16 protein-coding genes are annotated in these 16,361 nt (G+C 49.9%); 10 read left to right on the top strand and 6 right to left on the bottom strand.

Translation table 11 applies throughout. The features are described 5' to 3' along the window. Nucleotides 1-5: 5 nt before the first annotated feature. The 3 genes from rplU to HZA49_02045 form a co-directional block, all read right to left on the bottom strand. Nucleotides 6-323, bottom strand: a complete 318-nt coding sequence (rplU, locus tag HZA49_02055; protein ID MBI5778225.1) for a 50S ribosomal protein L21 — start codon at nucleotides 321-323, stop codon at nucleotides 6-8. Between the two features lie 71 nt (nucleotides 324-394). Continuing rightward, nucleotides 395-1,459 carry a DegT/DnrJ/EryC1/StrS family aminotransferase gene (locus tag HZA49_02050; protein MBI5778224.1) on the bottom strand — a complete coding sequence of 355 codons (1,065 nt, stop codon included), beginning with the start codon at nucleotides 1,457-1,459 and terminating at the stop codon, nucleotides 395-397. A gap of 61 nt (nucleotides 1,460-1,520) precedes the next feature. Beyond that, nucleotides 1,521-2,270, bottom strand: a complete 750-nt coding sequence (locus tag HZA49_02045; GenBank protein MBI5778223.1) for a PIG-L family deacetylase — start codon at nucleotides 2,268-2,270, stop codon at nucleotides 1,521-1,523. 126 nt (nucleotides 2,271-2,396) lie between these two features. On the opposite strand from HZA49_02045, the gene HZA49_02040 reads away from it, so the two are divergent. Genes HZA49_02040 through HZA49_02030 form a run of 3 tightly spaced genes read left to right on the top strand, consistent with a single transcriptional unit; the run spans nucleotide 2,397 to nucleotide 5,325 of the window. Then, nucleotides 2,397-3,164, top strand: a complete 768-nt coding sequence (locus HZA49_02040; protein MBI5778222.1) for a HEAT repeat domain-containing protein — start codon at nucleotides 2,397-2,399, stop codon at nucleotides 3,162-3,164. Between the two features lie 7 nt (nucleotides 3,165-3,171). Next, nucleotides 3,172-3,933 (top strand): ribonuclease PH, encoded by a 762-nt coding sequence (gene rph / locus HZA49_02035; GenBank protein MBI5778221.1) that lies wholly within the window; start codon nucleotides 3,172-3,174, stop codon nucleotides 3,931-3,933. 9 nt (nucleotides 3,934-3,942) lie between these two features. After that, nucleotides 3,943-5,325, top strand: a complete 1,383-nt coding sequence (locus HZA49_02030) for a magnesium transporter (protein MBI5778220.1) — start codon at nucleotides 3,943-3,945, stop codon at nucleotides 5,323-5,325. Nucleotides 5,326-5,339: 14 nt separating this feature from the next. Here the strand turns inward: HZA49_02030 and pdxA are convergent, their stop codons facing one another. From pdxA to HZA49_02015, 3 genes are read right to left on the bottom strand one after another with little or no spacing between them, the layout of a single operon-like run. Beyond that, nucleotides 5,340-6,362 carry a 4-hydroxythreonine-4-phosphate dehydrogenase PdxA gene (gene pdxA, locus HZA49_02025; protein MBI5778219.1) on the bottom strand — a complete coding sequence of 341 codons (1,023 nt, stop codon included), beginning with the start codon at nucleotides 6,360-6,362 and terminating at the stop codon, nucleotides 5,340-5,342. Further along, complete coding sequence (locus tag HZA49_02020; GenBank protein ID MBI5778218.1) at nucleotides 6,363-6,737, bottom strand: FHA domain-containing protein; 375 nt, start codon at nucleotides 6,735-6,737, stop codon at nucleotides 6,363-6,365. A 3-nt stretch (nucleotides 6,738-6,740) separates the two neighbouring features. Further along, nucleotides 6,741-7,466 carry a YebC/PmpR family DNA-binding transcriptional regulator gene (locus tag HZA49_02015; GenBank protein MBI5778217.1) on the bottom strand — a complete coding sequence of 242 codons (726 nt, stop codon included), beginning with the start codon at nucleotides 7,464-7,466 and terminating at the stop codon, nucleotides 6,741-6,743. A 127-nt stretch (nucleotides 7,467-7,593) separates the two neighbouring features. Here HZA49_02015 and HZA49_02010 point away from each other — a divergent pair, with 127 nt between their 5' ends. The 7 genes from HZA49_02010 (at nucleotide 7,594) to HZA49_01980 (ending at nucleotide 16,327) form a co-directional block, all read left to right on the top strand. Next, entirely contained in the window at nucleotides 7,594-8,505 is a 912-nt protein-coding gene (locus HZA49_02010; protein MBI5778216.1) for a DUF58 domain-containing protein, read from the top strand. Next, a complete protein-coding gene (locus HZA49_02005; GenBank protein MBI5778215.1) occupies nucleotides 8,502-10,202 on the top strand; it encodes a BatA domain-containing protein in 1,701 nt (566 codons plus the stop codon). The genes HZA49_02010 and HZA49_02005 overlap by 4 nt, the downstream gene beginning before the upstream one ends. A gap of 245 nt (nucleotides 10,203-10,447) precedes the next feature. After that, a complete protein-coding gene (locus tag HZA49_02000) occupies nucleotides 10,448-10,861 on the top strand; it encodes a hypothetical protein (protein ID MBI5778214.1) in 414 nt (137 codons plus the stop codon). A 501-nt stretch (nucleotides 10,862-11,362) separates the two neighbouring features. After that, on the top strand, nucleotides 11,363-12,466 hold the full coding sequence (locus HZA49_01995; protein MBI5778213.1) for an RluA family pseudouridine synthase: 1,104 nt from the start codon (nucleotides 11,363-11,365) through the stop codon (nucleotides 12,464-12,466). A gap of 42 nt (nucleotides 12,467-12,508) precedes the next feature. After that, a complete protein-coding gene (locus HZA49_01990; protein ID MBI5778212.1) occupies nucleotides 12,509-13,099 on the top strand; it encodes a hypothetical protein in 591 nt (196 codons plus the stop codon). Nucleotides 13,100-13,148: 49 nt separating this feature from the next. Next, the gene (gene rsmA, locus HZA49_01985; protein ID MBI5778211.1) at nucleotides 13,149-14,045 is read left to right on the top strand and encodes a ribosomal RNA small subunit methyltransferase A; all 897 of its coding nucleotides are present in this window, start codon (nucleotides 13,149-13,151) and stop codon (nucleotides 14,043-14,045) included. A 113-nt stretch (nucleotides 14,046-14,158) separates the two neighbouring features. Beyond that, a complete protein-coding gene (locus HZA49_01980) occupies nucleotides 14,159-16,327 on the top strand; it encodes a DUF1080 domain-containing protein (GenBank protein MBI5778210.1) in 2,169 nt (722 codons plus the stop codon). Nucleotides 16,328-16,361: the final 34 nt, after the last annotated feature.

The raw sequence follows: 16,361 nt of genomic DNA, 5'->3' as shown, positions 1-16,361 counted from the left end.
CCGAACTATCCGGCCACGATCTGGGTAACCTTTACGGGTGTATATTTAGTGCGGTGTCCGTAGGTGCGTTTGTAGCCCTCGCGCCTGCGGTGTTTGCCGGTGAATACCTTTTTGTCCTTGACCATCTCGCCGGCCTGACCGACCACCTTGGCGCCCTTGACCAGGGGCGAACCGACTTTGATGTTGTCGCCGTCCACGTAAAGAACCACCTCGGGGAAGGTTATCTCCTTGCCCGGTTCGGTCTTTTGCAGGTCAACCAGGACGGTTTTGCCTTCTTCCATTTGGAATTGTTTCGAACCCATTCTGATAACAGCGTATTTCATTAGCGATTTCTCCTGACTAAAGTAATTAAACCGGTTTCATCAGCCGATTGAGGATGCCAATATACAAATTCCTATAACCTTTTCAATATTTTAACGAGATTATCTATAATATAATTTACCTGATGGTCTGTCAAGGAAGGATAGATGGGAAGCGAGATGGCGCTGCGATGGGCCTGTTCGGCGTTCGGGAAATCCTTGGGACTGAACCCGAAATACTGGTGCAGCGGCCGGTAGACCGGTTTTTTGGCCTCGATGCCGGCGTAGTGAAGGGCCATGATAATTTTATCCGCCCTCGGATGCCTGATGACATAGCGGAAGAAAACCGGGGCCGTATCAGATTGCCCGGCCGGTAAAATTAGAGATGAGAGGTGAAGCAATGATAGGTCCCGGGTGTAGCGCGAGGCGATTTTACGGCGCCGGCTGATAAACCGGTTCAGTTGTCCCAGCTGGGCCAGCCCAAGCGAGGCTGACAGGTCAGACATCTGGTAGTTGTATCTGGGAATATAATCGTTCCGGTTATCATAGTCAATCAGGTCGCGCACTTTATTTATGAGTTTTTTATTTCCGGATACGACCATGCCGCCGTAGCCAGTGCAGAGCATCTTGGTGGCGTAGAACGAGAAGACGGATAACTGGCCGAACGTGCCCATTTGTTTATTATGACAGGCAGCCCCGATGCTCTGGGCGCAGTCCTCGATGATCGGTACGCCTAAGGAGAGGAATTTATCTATCTCAGCCGGGAATCCGAATTGGTGCGCTACGATAATCGCTTTAGTGCGCCTGGTTATCTTTCTTTTGACCGAGTCAATACTGAGGTCGAAATTGTTTTCATTAATATCCGCCAGCACCGGTTTGGCACCGGTATAATTGATCGTATTTAATACGGCCGAACATATGTAACTGGGAATGATTACTTCGTCTTTGGCGGATATGCCTAATGAGAGTAAAGCCAGATGCAGAGCGCTGGAACCGGAGTTGACCGCCACCGCTTTTAGATTCTTGTTTTTGAGATACCTGACTAGCGCATCCTCAAACCCGTGAACCATCGGGCCTTGGGCCAGATGCCTGGTTTTCAGGACGGCATTTAGCGACCTTGCTTCCGTCTGACCAATAGTTGGGCAAGAGTGTTTAATCATAATAATTATCCCTCGTGGGATTCGCTTCGCGGTCACTGCAGTGTTCGTAGCTGCTTTGCGTTTAGCAGACGAACCTGTAGCACATAAACGCCTCGGCGGCTTCGACTGAAATCTCCTTGCCGCGCAGTTTGACCAGATGCTCCAAGCTTTCCAGACTGCCGTGGTGCAGGCGGGGTTTTAACTGTGATTTGTGGAACGACATCGCCTTGATTTTGGTGGTCCAGTATTTTGAGATGTCCACGTAGAAATTAGGATGGAATTTCTCGTATTCCACATTCCAGAAAAGTGTCGGGTTATCATAAGCCAACACCATGCGGGGGAAATTAAGGGCGTCTTCCACGCCTCTGGGCCGGCAGGCCGTGAAGCCGGCCTGGAAAATCGCGCTATGGTCCTGATTGTATGAAACCGCCGGCAGGGCCACCATGGTCGGTTTGATTTTATCCAACGCCACCTTGCTGTCACGTTCAATAATGGATACCAAATCCCGGCGCGGAATGGCGTCCAGCCGGAGGTGTTTATCGCTTTCCTTGAAAATGATGTCATAGCCGTCCACCTTGAGAAATTCAGCGGTCCGGGCGAATTCGCTATAACGAGTTTCTTTTTTAACCAAAGTGTATTTCCTGGTGTATTGCCACAGGTCGGCGATGGAGAATACCATAATATAGACCTTGCCGCCCAGGGACTTGATTTTGGCGATGGTGCCGGCGCAGCCGTAGGCCTCATCGTCCGCGTGCGGGGAAAGAATCAGCAGCGTTTGCTTGGATAGGAAACTGTCTGATGGCGTTATGCAAGCGGATATTTTTTTAGGCATATTTTATCTCCTTTAAGTATTGACAATTATCATATAAAGAATATAGTGTCTGGCAATAAATAACCACGATAAAATCAAGAGCCGCATCCTAAACAACCTCTGACGGCTCAAAGATAGGAGGAATATATGACAAAGAAAAATAATGTACTAGCCGGGTTGGTATTAGGCATTGCCGGTACCGTCGGGATGTTATGCGGTTGCGGCGAGAGCGAGTCGCAAAAGATTGAGCGTTATATCAATACCATGGGCAAGGACCAGAAACCTCCCACCCGGGACTCTTATATGCGCATGTTGGTAAAGAAGGGCGATAAGGCCGTGGACCAGCTTCTGCGCCACCTGGAAAATGATTCGGATAATATGGTTCGCGCCTATTGTTGCCTGGCATTAGGAGAGATAGGTGATAAATCCGCTGAAAGCCCCCTAAAAAAAGCGCTGAAGGATAAGGATGCAGACGTTCGCGCCAGAGCGGCCGAAGGACTTACCGTGCTGATTAAGTCAAAGGCCATCCCTGACCTGATAGAAATGCTCAAAGACCAACACGCGACCGCGTGCGAATCCGCCCAGAATTGCCTGCTTAAGTTGGGTGATTCTGCAGTGGAACCACTTATCAATGATTGTCTGGTCCAGTCCGAAAACCCGATGCTTAGATTTCAGGGGAGCACAATCTTAGGGCGAATGGGTAAGAAAGTTGTCCCGCGCCTAATCGAACTACTGGAGAGTTCATCTGACCCGGATGTCCAGGTTGTTACCGCCCGGACCCTGAAGGATATCGGCGATAAGTCGGCCCTGGAGCCGATAAAGAATGCGGCCGAGAAATATACCGGTAAGGACGAGAAATCAACGAAAACCCGCAAGCACCTGGACGGCGCCTATAACGAACTGATACAGAAATAGGAATCTGATGCGTCTTGATAACCGAAAAGCTGACGAACTGCGGCCAGTGAAAATTACCACGGGTTTTGTGTCATCGGTTCCGGGTTCAGCCCTGATAGAATTGGGTAATACCAAGGTTTTATGCACGGCCAACTGGGACCTTAAAGTCCCTGATTTTCTTCTGAACAAAGGCAAGGGTTGGGTCACGGCCGAATACGGGATGTTACCCGGCTCGACCAGCCAGCGCAAGCCGCGCGAGGCCAGAACCGGACGGCCGGACGGCCGGACCTTTGAAATCCAGCGCCTGATTGGCCGGGCCTTGAGGACCGTGGTGGATATGGAGCTGCTGGGCGAAAAGACCATCTGGATTGACTGCGATGTCCTTCAGGCGGACGGCGGAACCCGCACTGCGGCTATTACCGGTTCTTTCATCGCGCTTTCGATTACTGTTAAGAAGATGATGAAGGAGCAGTTGCTGATTAAGAACCCGATTCGCAATTACCTGGCCGCGGTAAGCGTTGGGAAGGTTAACAGCAAACACCGCAGTGACCGCGAGCACCCACCGGGGCGGAGCGAACTTATGCTTGATCTTTCCTACGCCGAAGATTCCAATGCCGAAGTGGATATGAATGTGGTTATGACCGATAAGGAGGAAATCATTGAAATCCAGGGTACGGCCGAGCAAAAGCCGTTTTCCCAGGCCAATCTTATTGAAATGATGGCACTGGCCAAAAAGGGTATTTTAGAGCTTATCGAAACTCAGAAAAAGATATTAACCGTTCGTTATTAGGCAATCCATATGCTTTCCGAAGCTAAATATTTTTTCTTCCTCTCCGATATCCTGGGCAAGAAGGTAAAAAAAGGCAGCGGAGAAACCCTGGGCCTGGTGGTGGATATAATAATCCTGACCAGTCCGGCTAAGATATATCCTGAAGTAACCGCGCTGGTGGTGTCCCATGGATTATTCGGCCAGCGCCTGAAAATACCCATCACCGGCATTGAGTCGTTTGAATTACCCATACAGTATCTATATCTTAAGGACAACGCGGCTATAGAGGATTTCGGCGAGCCAACCAACGGTTCTTCATTGCTGGTCCGGGAGACCTTTCTGGACAAGCAGATTCTGGATACGGCCGGTTGCAAGGTGGTCCGGGTCAACGATATCCATCTGTTAAAGGAAAAGAATTATATTTGGGTGGTGCATGTGGATATCGGTTTCAGAGGAATCGTCCGGCGTCTGGGCTGGCTGCAGATGATGGATACGGTCATGGAATGGGTGTTTTCCTACAAGCCCAATGAGCGGTTTGTTTCCTGGAAATATGTCAGCCCGCTTCCCCAGAGCGGCGAGCGCAAGACCGACACCCTGGCCCTGGCCCCGTCCTACCAGTGCTTTACCGACATTAACCCGGCTGACATGGCTGATATTATCAATGATATCAACCGCGACGAGCGCATCGCCATGTTCAAGTTATTAGATGCCAATATCGCTTCGGACGCCATCGTGGCACTTAATCCCAAGGTTCAGAAGGAACTGTTTGAGTCGCTGGATAAAACCAGGCGGACAAAGATTATCTCGCTGATGCCGGACAATAAACTGGCCGACCTGCTCAATCACCTGGGCCGCCGGAGGGCCGATGAAATAATCAGGCAACTGCCTTCTGAAAAGGCGGATAAAATTAAGGGATTGTTGTTGCATCCAGAGCAGACGGCCGGAGCGCTGATGACCACCCAGTATATCGCTCTCAATAAGGATTTGACCGTAGCCGAGGCCTTGGTCAGGTTTAACGAGTTGATTGCCGCGTCAGCCGATATGTATTTCTACCATATTTACGTGGTGGACGCGGAACAGAATCTTCAGGGAGTAATTCCCGTAAGAAAGCTATTGCTGGCCCACGGCAAAGTAAATGCCAAGCTGATTGAAGCGACTCCACAGGCCACCTCACCATTGCCGGTATCAGCTGAACAGGCAGTTGTTTTGCCAGTGACCCCGGCCGCGCCGCAAAAACTGTCTGACCTGATGAACACCAAGATAATCAAGATAAAACCGCTCACCCGACAGCACAAGATTGTCGAGCTGATTCGCAAATACAATTTCACGGCATTGCCGGTGGTAGATGCCCAGAATAAGCTCAAGGGTATTGTGCTGTTGAAAGACGCTCTGGAACACAGCATTGTCGCGTAAAAGATAACCCCACCTTAATTATTACCGAACAGCGACCCGTTGGAACTGACCATTGATGCCGCCAGCTTGACGGCTTCAATCATTGATGCCGGATTGGCAATGCCTTTGCCGGCGAGGTCATAGGCCACTCCGTGCGCCGGCGAGGTCCTGATAAAAGGCAAGCCCAGTGTCACCTGGATCGCATTCGAGAATGCCAGGGTCTTTATGGGTATCAGGCCCTGGTCGTGATAAAGCGCCACCACCACATCGAATTCACCCTTGACGGCTCTATAAAATACACTGTCCGCCGGGAACGGGCCGATGCAGTTGATCTTACGCTGGCGGCCCAGCTTAATGGCCGGTTCTATAATCCTGGATTCCTCCCGGCCGAAGGCCTGGCCTTCGCCGGCGTGCGGGTTCAGGCCGCAGACGGCTATCCTGGGCTGGGCGACATTGAAATATTTCCGCAATCCGTCATCGGTCTGTTCGATGGTCGAGAAAATCTTATCCGTAGTCAGGTAGAGCAGCACCTTTTTATAGGCGATATGCGTGGTTACCAACGTTACCTTTAACTGCGGCGCTGTGAACATCATGGTCACCTTGCGGGACAGGGTCTTCTGGGCCAGCAGTTCCGTATGCCCGGTAAAATTAAATCCGGTCTTGTTTATGGCCTCTTTGCTGACCGGCGCCGTCACCAGTCCCGCAGCCGGGTTTGATTTCATAATCTCAATGGCCGTCAGGATATAATCCAGTCCGCCCCGTGATTCCCCGGCCGGCATTGGCTCGTATAAAAAGATATTATTATTTTCACCGGATGGAATCTCCGGCGTCTTAAGCCGGGTCGGATTAAAATCACCGCTCAACCAGGCGCCGGATTTGGCCGAGGCGTCCAGCAACCCGGCCGTCTGGGCAATGGGTTCAGTTGGCCCGACGATTAGGAAGTTTAATTCCGCTCGGAGGTTCTGAATCGGGGCGGAGGTCAGCGCCTTGATAACCACCTCAGGCCCGATGCCCTTGGGGTCGCCGGCCGTGATAATAATGGTGCGGCGCTGTTTCATTTATATATGCTCGGCGGTCAGGAGAAATGTCTCGTTCGGCCCGAGTTTAATTTCATAGGGCGTCTTGCTGGTGGCGATATCCGTGATAAAGATACGCTTGATAATCGGCTTGCCGTTGATATAGGTGCCGTTAGCGCTCAGGTCTTTGAGCTCTATCGAATACGAATTATAAAAGGTGATTCTTAAATGCTTGCGCGAGACGGACAACAGATCCTTGTTCTTGTCATCCCGCTTGGGGTATTTCTTGAACTTGCGGTAGGAGATGGTGCACTCTTGCCCGCGCCCGATGGAGGCCATCTCGCCGTAATTAATATGGAACATCTCGCCCAGGGCAATGCCCTTGATGCCTTTCAGTATCAGTCGTTCTATACCCATACTTTATTCAGCGATATCAAAATTGGAATAGATATTCTGGACGTCGTCGTGGTCTTCAAGCGCATCCATTAATTTGATAATTTTATCGCCGTCTGTCTTGCTCAGGGTGACATAATTCTTGGGTACCAGGGTGGCCTCGCCGGTCGTATAGGTGAAACCCTTTTGTTTCAGGGCCGCCTTGATTTTCTCCACCTCACGGGGGTCGGTCACCACTTCAAATACATCGCCTTCATTGCGCACGTCCTCGGCCCCGGCATCCAGCGCCGCGGTAATCAGGTCGTCTTCCTTTATCTTGCCAGCCGGGATGGAAATGATGCCCTTGCGTTCGAAGAACCAGTTGACTGAATTGGATTCGCCCAGCTTGCCGCTGTGCTGTTCGAATATCCGCCGGATTTCCGGCGCCGTCCGGTTGCGGCTGTCGGTCAGCACCTCGGCCATGACCGCGGCGCCGCCCGGACCGTAGCCCTCGTAGAGCACGGTTTCCAGTATCACGCCGTCCAGCTCGCCCGCGCCTTTCTTGATGGCTCGTTCCACATTCTCGTTGGGCATATTGACCGCCCGGGCTTTTTCTATGGCTAACATGAGTTTGATGTTGGTCTTGGGGTCGGAACCGCCTTCCCGGGATGCTACCATGATCAACCGGGCCATCTTGGAAAATGCCTTACCCTTCTTGGCGTCGGCCGCGCCTTTCTTGTGCCGGATGGTCGCCCAATGTGAATGTCCTGACATATTTTCAGCCCTCCTGTATTATAATCGCCGGTTAATTATTAAATAGCATACCACAAATATAAACCAAGTCAAAAAATAGTGGCATAATAAGGGAGAATATGGTAAACGGGGAGTCAGGTAGCCAGATATGAAACCATCCGCAAAAGCCGACATCTTTTCCGCTGAGTTCATCCGCAAGTTGGAGAGACTCCGCTTTGTCATTCGCAAGTCGTTCTTCTCAGGTACCATCGGCGAGCGGATGATGAAGCAGAAGGGCGGACGGATAGAATTCGCCGGGCACCGCGAATATTCCCCTGGCGACGAGACCCGCTATCTGGACTGGAACGCCTTTGCCCGGCTGGGCAAGCTCTATGTCAAGGAATTCTCCCGCGAGCAGACCCTGCCGCTGTATTTGATGCTGGATATCTCCAACTCCATGTCCGGCCCAGATGCACCCAAGCAGATGAGTAAGCTGGATTACTGCTGTCAGTTGGCCGCGGCCCTGGGCTATGTCGGACTGGTGGCATCCCAGCCGGTACGGCTCTGGGCATTTAACCAATCCAACTTTGTCGCCTCAAAGCAGATGCATTCGGACAAGCAACTCTTTGAGATGCTCACATACCTAAAGGAATTAAAGGCGTCAGGCCAGACCAGCCTGTCTGATGCCCTGGGCCGGCTGGACAGGGCAGTCACCCACAAGGGATTCGTGATTATACTTTCAGACCTGTTTGAGGCCGAACCCGAATCCAGCCGCAAGATTCTTCAGCGATTAAGCAAGAAGGGTTTTATCATTAATGTCATGCATATCTCTGCCGGGGCTGATGAGTTACCCGGTGTAAATGGGCTGGTCCGTCTGCATGATTCCGAATCAGCCGAGGAACAGACCGTCTGGTTGGATGAAAAAACCATAGAAATCTACCGTCAGACCTTTCTGGGTTTCTCCGAGGATTGGAATCAGTTCTGCCTCAAGCACGATATGAAATACTTCTACTTGGACACGATTGTGCCCATAGAGGATGTGATCTTCCGGATGCTCAGGAAACGGGAGTTGCTCAAATGAACATGATACTGGAAAACCCATTGGGTCTCTGGACCCTGACCGCCATTATTGCGGTGCTGATTTTGCACCGGCTGCGTCAGCGGCCCGAGCGCCGGCAGGTCAGCAGCTTGATTATCTGGAAGCGGATAGAGCGCTTGCTGACCATCGCCCCGATCCGGCAAAAGAGTCGTCTCTATCTGATTCTGATGCTCCAGATTCTGGCCGTCATCGGCCTGTCCCTAGCCCTGGCCAAGCCCGTCTGGCGCTCCACCCAATCAGAACCGCTCCACCTGGTATTCCTGATAGATAACTCAGCCAGTATGTCCAGCGGCTATTATGAGAGCGGGGAAAATACCACCCGTTGGGAATTGATGAGAAAGAAAATAAGAGATGTTATTGATAAATCGCCCCAAGGGACTAAGGTCTCTTTTTATCAGTCGCCTCCCTTAGAGTCATTTATAAACATTGAACGTTATGCAGCGTTTAATACGATTGCTTACCTAGAACTGATTAATATTTCTTCTGACCTGGAATCCCTGGTGTCCCAGGCCCAGGGAATCAAGGGCGAATTATATTTATGCTCTGATAAACTTCCGCCCGATTCAATCATAAATAGGTTTAGCCATAAGCCCCGTCTGATTTTGGTCGGCACACCGTCGGATAACCGGGCTATTATCCGGGCCTCGGCCACGCCCACGTCTGGCAAAGAGGATTATTACGATATCTTTGCCACCGTGAAGAATTATTCATCCCGCTCAATCAAGAAAATTGCTGTAGAATGGAACGGATGGGGCGGCGAGACGATGGATAGCCGGCAGGTTGACCTTGAAGCAGATGAGGAAAAATCATTGTCATTTAAGAACATATATTTATCTGATAAATTAGGTTTAGTGATTACCTTAAGAAATCCCGATGACATGAAATGTGATAATTATGCCTCCTTGATGCCTCCTAAGAAATACAAGGTTAGTATAGTGGGTAAGGATAATCCTGCATTAAAGAAGGCGCTCACGGCAAATCCATCTTTATTAAAGGCAGATTATTCGTCGGTGATTAACGAGACCAGGGAAGATACGTTGTATGATATATGCATCTATGATGAAATACTGCCGTTCTCTTTGCCGAAGAGGGCTGTGGTTATAAATAGCGCGTCTGAAAAGGCAATACTGGAAGGATTCTGGGAATACCAAGGCAAGCTAGCCCGCCCGTTGGTCACCGGCATAGACACCGCATCTCCCATCCTCAAATACTGCGACTTCAATGTCTTTAATAACATACCCTATGCCCAGAAACTCTTGCCCAAGGAAAAGGAATATATCAAGCCGATTATCACGGCCAGCAGCGCGTCCGGCGACGAGAGCGTGCTTATCGGCGAATGGCGCAAAGGGGACAGCCATCTGGTCTTCCTTAACTTTCCTCTGGAGTGGCGCGGGCCGGCTAATCCGACCGACTGGACCCTCACCCCCTCGTTCCCGATATTCTGGACCAACCTAATAAATTATCTGCACCCGGTATCTCAGGACTATACCATGGGTGAGGGGTTATGCAACGAGGCCGAATCGGATAACAACGGTGTGACGATATTGGACACTGCCTTGCCAACGCCCGAGCAGATTCCTCAGATAGAAACCCGGCGGGTGGAGTTAGGCCGCTGGCCCATCATCGGGGCCGGCCTGTGCCTGCTGGCCGGCTGGTTACTGGCAGTTAGAACTAAGTAAGTTACTGCCAGTTATCCCGCTTTAGCGGGGATACTGGCCAAGAATAAGTAAGCGGATTAAGCCGATTAATCAGATTTATCCGTAAAATCCGCTTACGCATTGTCTCCTCCTGATTATTTGTTATTATTATTGACATTTTCTGCCGATATGATATATTGAGGGTTAGCTAAGGGTATTAGACAACAAGTTTATATATGCTGAGTTCTGCATCAGGAGAGACAACTAAGTTTAGCCAATATACCTTTATGTCAGACGAGTTGAAGAAACTGTCGGAGGAATATTGCCTGGGCCGGTACGCCGAGCTGGCCAAGGACCTGGAAAAGTTCATCGTCAAGAACAAGGCCGCCATCAGGCAGTTCAAGTCCGAGGGGCTCAAGACCTTCGGTGTGGCCAACCCGACCGACGAACTGGCCGTCAAGCTTTTCATCATCAAGACCCGGTCCATCAATCCGGCCACCGAAATCAAGACCGAACTGGCCGAGATTGAGCGGGAAATCTGGTACCAGGGCGAAAAGACCAAGACCACCCCGGACCGCAATAAGATTGCCATGGAATGGTGCAAGCTCCACGCACCCGGCTGGCGTGATAACTGGGTCGTCGCCGCGCTCTATGTCTTCGAACACGACAAACCGTATTACCTAAAGCTGCTAAACCAGTAAATACTATCCACAGATTGCACAGATTAATAAAGAGAGGTGTCAGACTGACTATTTTATATCCGGGTCCTGGGGTGGGGTGCGCAACTTTCTATCCAACATTTTTGCTACAATTGCCGCAATAGTCATAAGCCCTATTACTGCCGCCCCCGGCATTTTTTCCATATGCAAAAACTGTTTAAGAGCATAAATTACTATCAATAATATAATAGTGGCCACAACTATGTATGTCAGGAAATATTTCCAGAATCTCCGTGTGGCGGGTTGCATAAAATCCTCTCCTTAATCCGGCATTAAACCAAACCCTGCCCCGTCCTGTCAAGTGAAATCCTGTCTTCCTAGTTTCCTTATAAACGTATTCGTATTAATCTGTGTTATCCGCGTTCATCTGTGGTTACCATTCGTTCTTATTCGTGTTATCCCGTGTCCGTATTAATTTGTATTTATCCGGAAAATCAGTGAAATCTGTGGAATCTGTGGTTCCTATCTGGTAATGTATTGAGCATGATACCCGTTCGCCTGGACTATGACCACCTGACATCGGTAGAAGTCGCGGTCAAGAAATCCGCTCTCGAGGACTACCGGCTGGACATCTACCTGACCAAGCGCTTTGCCGATTATTCCCGTTCGCTCATCCAAAAGCTCATCCGGGACGGGCTGGTCACGGTCAGCCAGCGCCAGGTCAAGCCCTCTTACCAATTGCACCAGGGCGACCTGATTAAGGTCAATTTGCCCGGGGTCATCAAGCCCCAGATGATTGCCGAGGATATCCCGTTAAATATCCTCTACGAGGACGAGGATTTTATCGCCATCAACAAACCGCCCGGCATGGTGGTCCATCCGGCCGGCGGCAACTGGGAACATACCCTGGCCAACGCGCTCCTGCATCACTGCGGTTCACTGCCCATCCCGCAGGTGCCGGCCGGTATCAGGTCCCGGGACGGCGATATGGCTATCTACCGGCCCGGCATCGTTCACCGGCTGGACAAGGAAACCAGCGGCCTGATTCTGGCCGCCAAGACGGTCACCTCGCACCTGGCCCTGTCCAAGCAGTTTGAACGGCGCCAGACCCAGAAGGAATACATCGCTCTGGTCGAAAAATCAGTCAAGTCCGATTCCAATCTCATAGACAAGCCCATCGGCCGGCACGCCAGCGACTACAAAAAGATGGCCATCTCAGCCAAGGGCGGCAAGGGCCGCGAGGCCGTGTCGTTTTATGAGGTGATAAACAGATTCAAAGACTTCTCATTAGTCAAGGTGGCGCCTAAGACCGGCCGGACCCATCAAATCCGGGTCCATCTGGCATCTATCGGCCATCCGGTGGTCTGTGATAAGACCTACGGCCTGCGCGAGGAACTGTATCTCTCTGATATTATACCGTCCCAAAAATGTCATTGCGAGCCACGCAGGGGCGAAGCAATCTCGCATTCTGCCGATACCTGTAATGACAAAATTATCCTCAACCGCCAGGCTTTGCACGCGGCCCGGCTGACATTCTTCCATCCCCGGACCAAGGCGCCTATGACCCTGGAAGCACCCCTGGCTGAGGATATAAAGAAGGTCGTGGAAATACTTCACCACAAAGACACAAAGGACACAAAGAAATAATAAATACAAATGCTAACCACAGATAAACACAGATAGACACAGATGAAAAAGCATTGGATATTTCTGGGCGTGGGGATAATCATGGGTATGATTATTTCTATTTCTATAAATTATTACAAGAGCCAAAAACCATTTACATTCTTAAAGATGGTTTCAAACTCCAATGGATTAATGAGATATCCCTGTCTTGACACCGAGGAGCTGACTAAATACACCGGTGACGAGGTTCGGGATATATTGTTCAATGAATTGGCGCAACGGGCCAAGGACAAAGTGGTGGGCGGTCGGTTCATCGAAGATGATAGGGATTTATGCCGCGCCCTGATAGACAAATGCCAGTCCCAGGGTGTGCGCCTGCTAGCCGGGCTTTACGCCCAATATCCGGGCAATGACGTCCGTTGGGTGATAGCCGAGTCTTTTGCCGACCGTCAACGGACTGACGCTTTTATGTACGTGGTGGCCGGTATAATGAACGAGACAGAGGGCTATTTGCTGCTGTATATAGATGAGAGTTTAAGCCGGCTGACCAACGAAAAACCGTATTACAAACAGGGGCAATCTGACGATGATGCCCGGAAAAACCGGGGCAATCTGTACATCTATTGGTGTCAATATATACCTAAATATAAATAGGGTGAAAATGTATTTATCTGTGAAATCTGTGTAATCTGTGGTTGCATTTATGGAATTGCATAAATCCGAATTATTAGAACTCTTCCGGGCCAGGAATCTCCGCGCCTCCCAGACCCTAGGCCAGAACTTCTTGCTCGATACCAACTTCCTCAACTTCATCATCAAGACCGCGGAGCTGACTAAGGATGACAGTGTCCTGGAAATCGGCTCCGGCCCGGGCATCCTGACCCATCTCCTGGCCGAACAGGCCAAACAGGTCTGGGCCGTGGAGATAGATGCGGATATGATGCAGATAGCCCGCGACTTATACGGCGCGCTGGATAATGTCGAATTCATCCGGACCAATATCCTTGCGCCCAAGGAAGTGGGATTGAGCCCTGAGGTATTAAAGGCCGTTCGCAAAGCGAAGGGTCTCAAGGTGGTGTCCAACCTGCCTTACAAGACCGCCGTGCCGATTATCATGCTGTTATTGGAAAGCGGATTGGACATCAGCCGGATGCTGGTAATGGTCCAGTTGGAGATAGCCCAGCGCCTGATGGCTGCTGTCGGGGCGCACAACTACAGCGCGGTCAGCATCCTCAGCCAGTACTTGTCCCAAGTCCGGATGGTCAAGAAAGTGCCGCCTGATGTATTCTGGCCCCGGCCTGAGGTCCAATCGGCGCTCATTGAGATTATCCCGGTAAAGACATTAACAGCCAAGTTTATGAAACAGGATTATGGGCCATTAAAGCGGTTCCTGAAACTCATTTTTTCGTATCGTCGGAAGATAGTGGGTAGGGCAATCGAAAACGCTCTGGGCAATCTGGAAATCAAGGCCACACCCGGGCAGATAGGGCATTTATTGGCCGACTCCGGCATCCGTCCGGACCTCAGACCCCAACAACTCTCAGCCGATGACTATCTCAGGATGTACGGGGAATTTAGTAAGCTGATTAAATTAAAATGATGTTGGCATACTGCCATTTTAATTGACAAATTTGATGACTTATTGGTATAAAATACGGAGTAAAACAGGAAGACTATTACTATGCTTAACAAACGCGCGGCGAGAAACATTTTATGATTAGGGCGAAAAAACTTAAATTAATTTTATTAGTTCTGTTTGGCTTGCTGTGTTTCCTGTTTTTGGCAAGCGTCGCGGGAATTGTATCCGGTAATTCGGCAGGCGGGCAGGGCGATGAAAGCGGCGGGACTGATTCGCAGAATCTGGAATTAGCCCAGGAGTATTACAGTATCGGGTTGGGCGCATTCAAAGACAAACAATACGAAAAAGCCCGGGATTTTGCCGTTAAAGCCATTTCCAATAACGAAAATTTCGTTCAAGCCCATGCCTTGCTGGGCGATATTTTTAAGATGCTTAAAGAAGAAGAGCTAAGCGGCGAGAATTTCAAGAAAGCCAGTGAACTTATTGACAGGCAGGATTCCCCTGATGAGGAATTGACCAGGCTGCAAAAGGAGTTGGCGGCCAAGGCGGAAAAATATCTGTCTTTAGACAAGAAGGTTTCCGAGCTGGACGCTGATTTTATTTTCAAGCTGATGAAGTTGGGGGCCTTATCTGCAGAAGAAGAGAATTACCTGTTGGCCGAAGAGATATTTTCCACAGTTCTGAAAATCAATGACCGGGATTCCGAAGCCGCAAAAGAGCTGGATCGGATTAATGAAGAGTTAAGCAGGCAGTCTATCAATGATAACGACGATAAAACCAAAAAGGATGCTGAAATGGCTGATGTTTATTATCAATCTGGTTTGGCGCTGATGAAGCAGGATAAATACGATGAGGCGGCGGAAAAACTCAATAAAGCGCTATCTTATAAAAGGCGATTTCCCCAGGCGTTATTTAATCTGGGAGGTTGTTACGAGAAGCTGAAAAACAATAAGGACGCCCAGTATAATTACCGGTTCTGCATCAAATGTCTGCAAAAAGCCGGCCGCTCCAAAGAGGAGAACGAATTATTGCTCCAGGCTCTGGCCAATCTGGACAAAATAGACGCCTACAGCAAACAGGTCAGCGGGCTGAAAAGTGATTATGTTACCGGCGCATTAAAAATCGCCCGGGACTGCCTTAATAAGAAGTGGCAGCGTTTTGCTTACAGGCAGATTGACAAGGTGCTGCAGGTTGACCCGGACCATAAACCGGCCCTGGAACTGAAAGGCAAGATTGACAAGAATGTCATTTTGGCGATTGAAAGAGAGAGGTTGTCGAGCCGGAAAATTAATCTTTTCAACGGCAGGGATTTGAGCAACTGGGATTTTCTTGGCAACAACAGCAATAAAAAATGCTGGTCAGCGGAAAACGGTAAGCTTATGGCCTGTCCGGTCCCCGGGTACGATACTTATATGGTCTGGAACGGGAAACGCCCGGCAAACTTTACGGTTAAAGTAGAGTTTGAGCTGAAAAAATTTACGGGCGATATCGACAAGTCCCTCTTAGGGGTGATGCATACGAAAAAACCGAATGATAATGTCAATATGCGGACTTTCGCTTTTTACGGCCGGGGAATGGCCATCGGCCGGAATACCGCGGAGATTATAGTGAAGAACGGCCAGGTGGCCTCGATTTTGAACGGGGACAAAACCGAGTGTGGATTTAAACAGGAGGATATTCCCATTATCGGAATAATCATCCGAAATATGGAGGTTTGTATTACCGCGATAACTTTTCAGGGCGACTATTCGGACGATGAATCTCAACCGGCCGTGATCCCGGAAGCCAGGAAAGAAGCCGAAAATGACCAGCCCCAGCCGCTGTTTAACGGCAAAAACCTTAAGGATTGGAAATTCCCGGGCGGTCCGGAATCAGAAAAAAACTGGACCGTAGAAAAAGGGCAGATTGTCGTTCGGCCCGTTCAGGGGTTTGACACTCTTTTGGTATGGAAGGATGAGCCGCCCGATAACTACGTGCTGAAATTTGAGTTTGAATTGGCCAAAACCATCGGTCCGCCGTCTGATGCCAGGCTGGCCCTGATAACTAACACATTCCCGGAAGATGCAACCCGATTAACAACCCTGGAGATTAAACTGGCAAACGCCAATCCGAAGGTCAATACGGCTAAATATGTCCGGGAAAACGCCCAGTATAAATTATTTGTAAATAATATGTTGGTATACCAGGGCAAATGCAAGGACGAAGGTATTTCCTCGATAGGATTGAGGGTGCGCAATCTGAACCTCTCTTTCAAGGTAATAACACTTCAGCGCAGTGACACGACAAATAAAAACAACGAATAGCCAGTAGAGTGTAAAGCCCGATAAAATAAATCAG

It is taken from the genome of Planctomycetota bacterium, assembly GCA_016235865.1.
Taxonomy (GTDB): domain Bacteria; phylum Planctomycetota; class MHYJ01; order JACQXL01; family JACQXL01; genus JACRIK01.
This window is presented reverse-complemented; position numbering and strand designations above follow the sequence as displayed.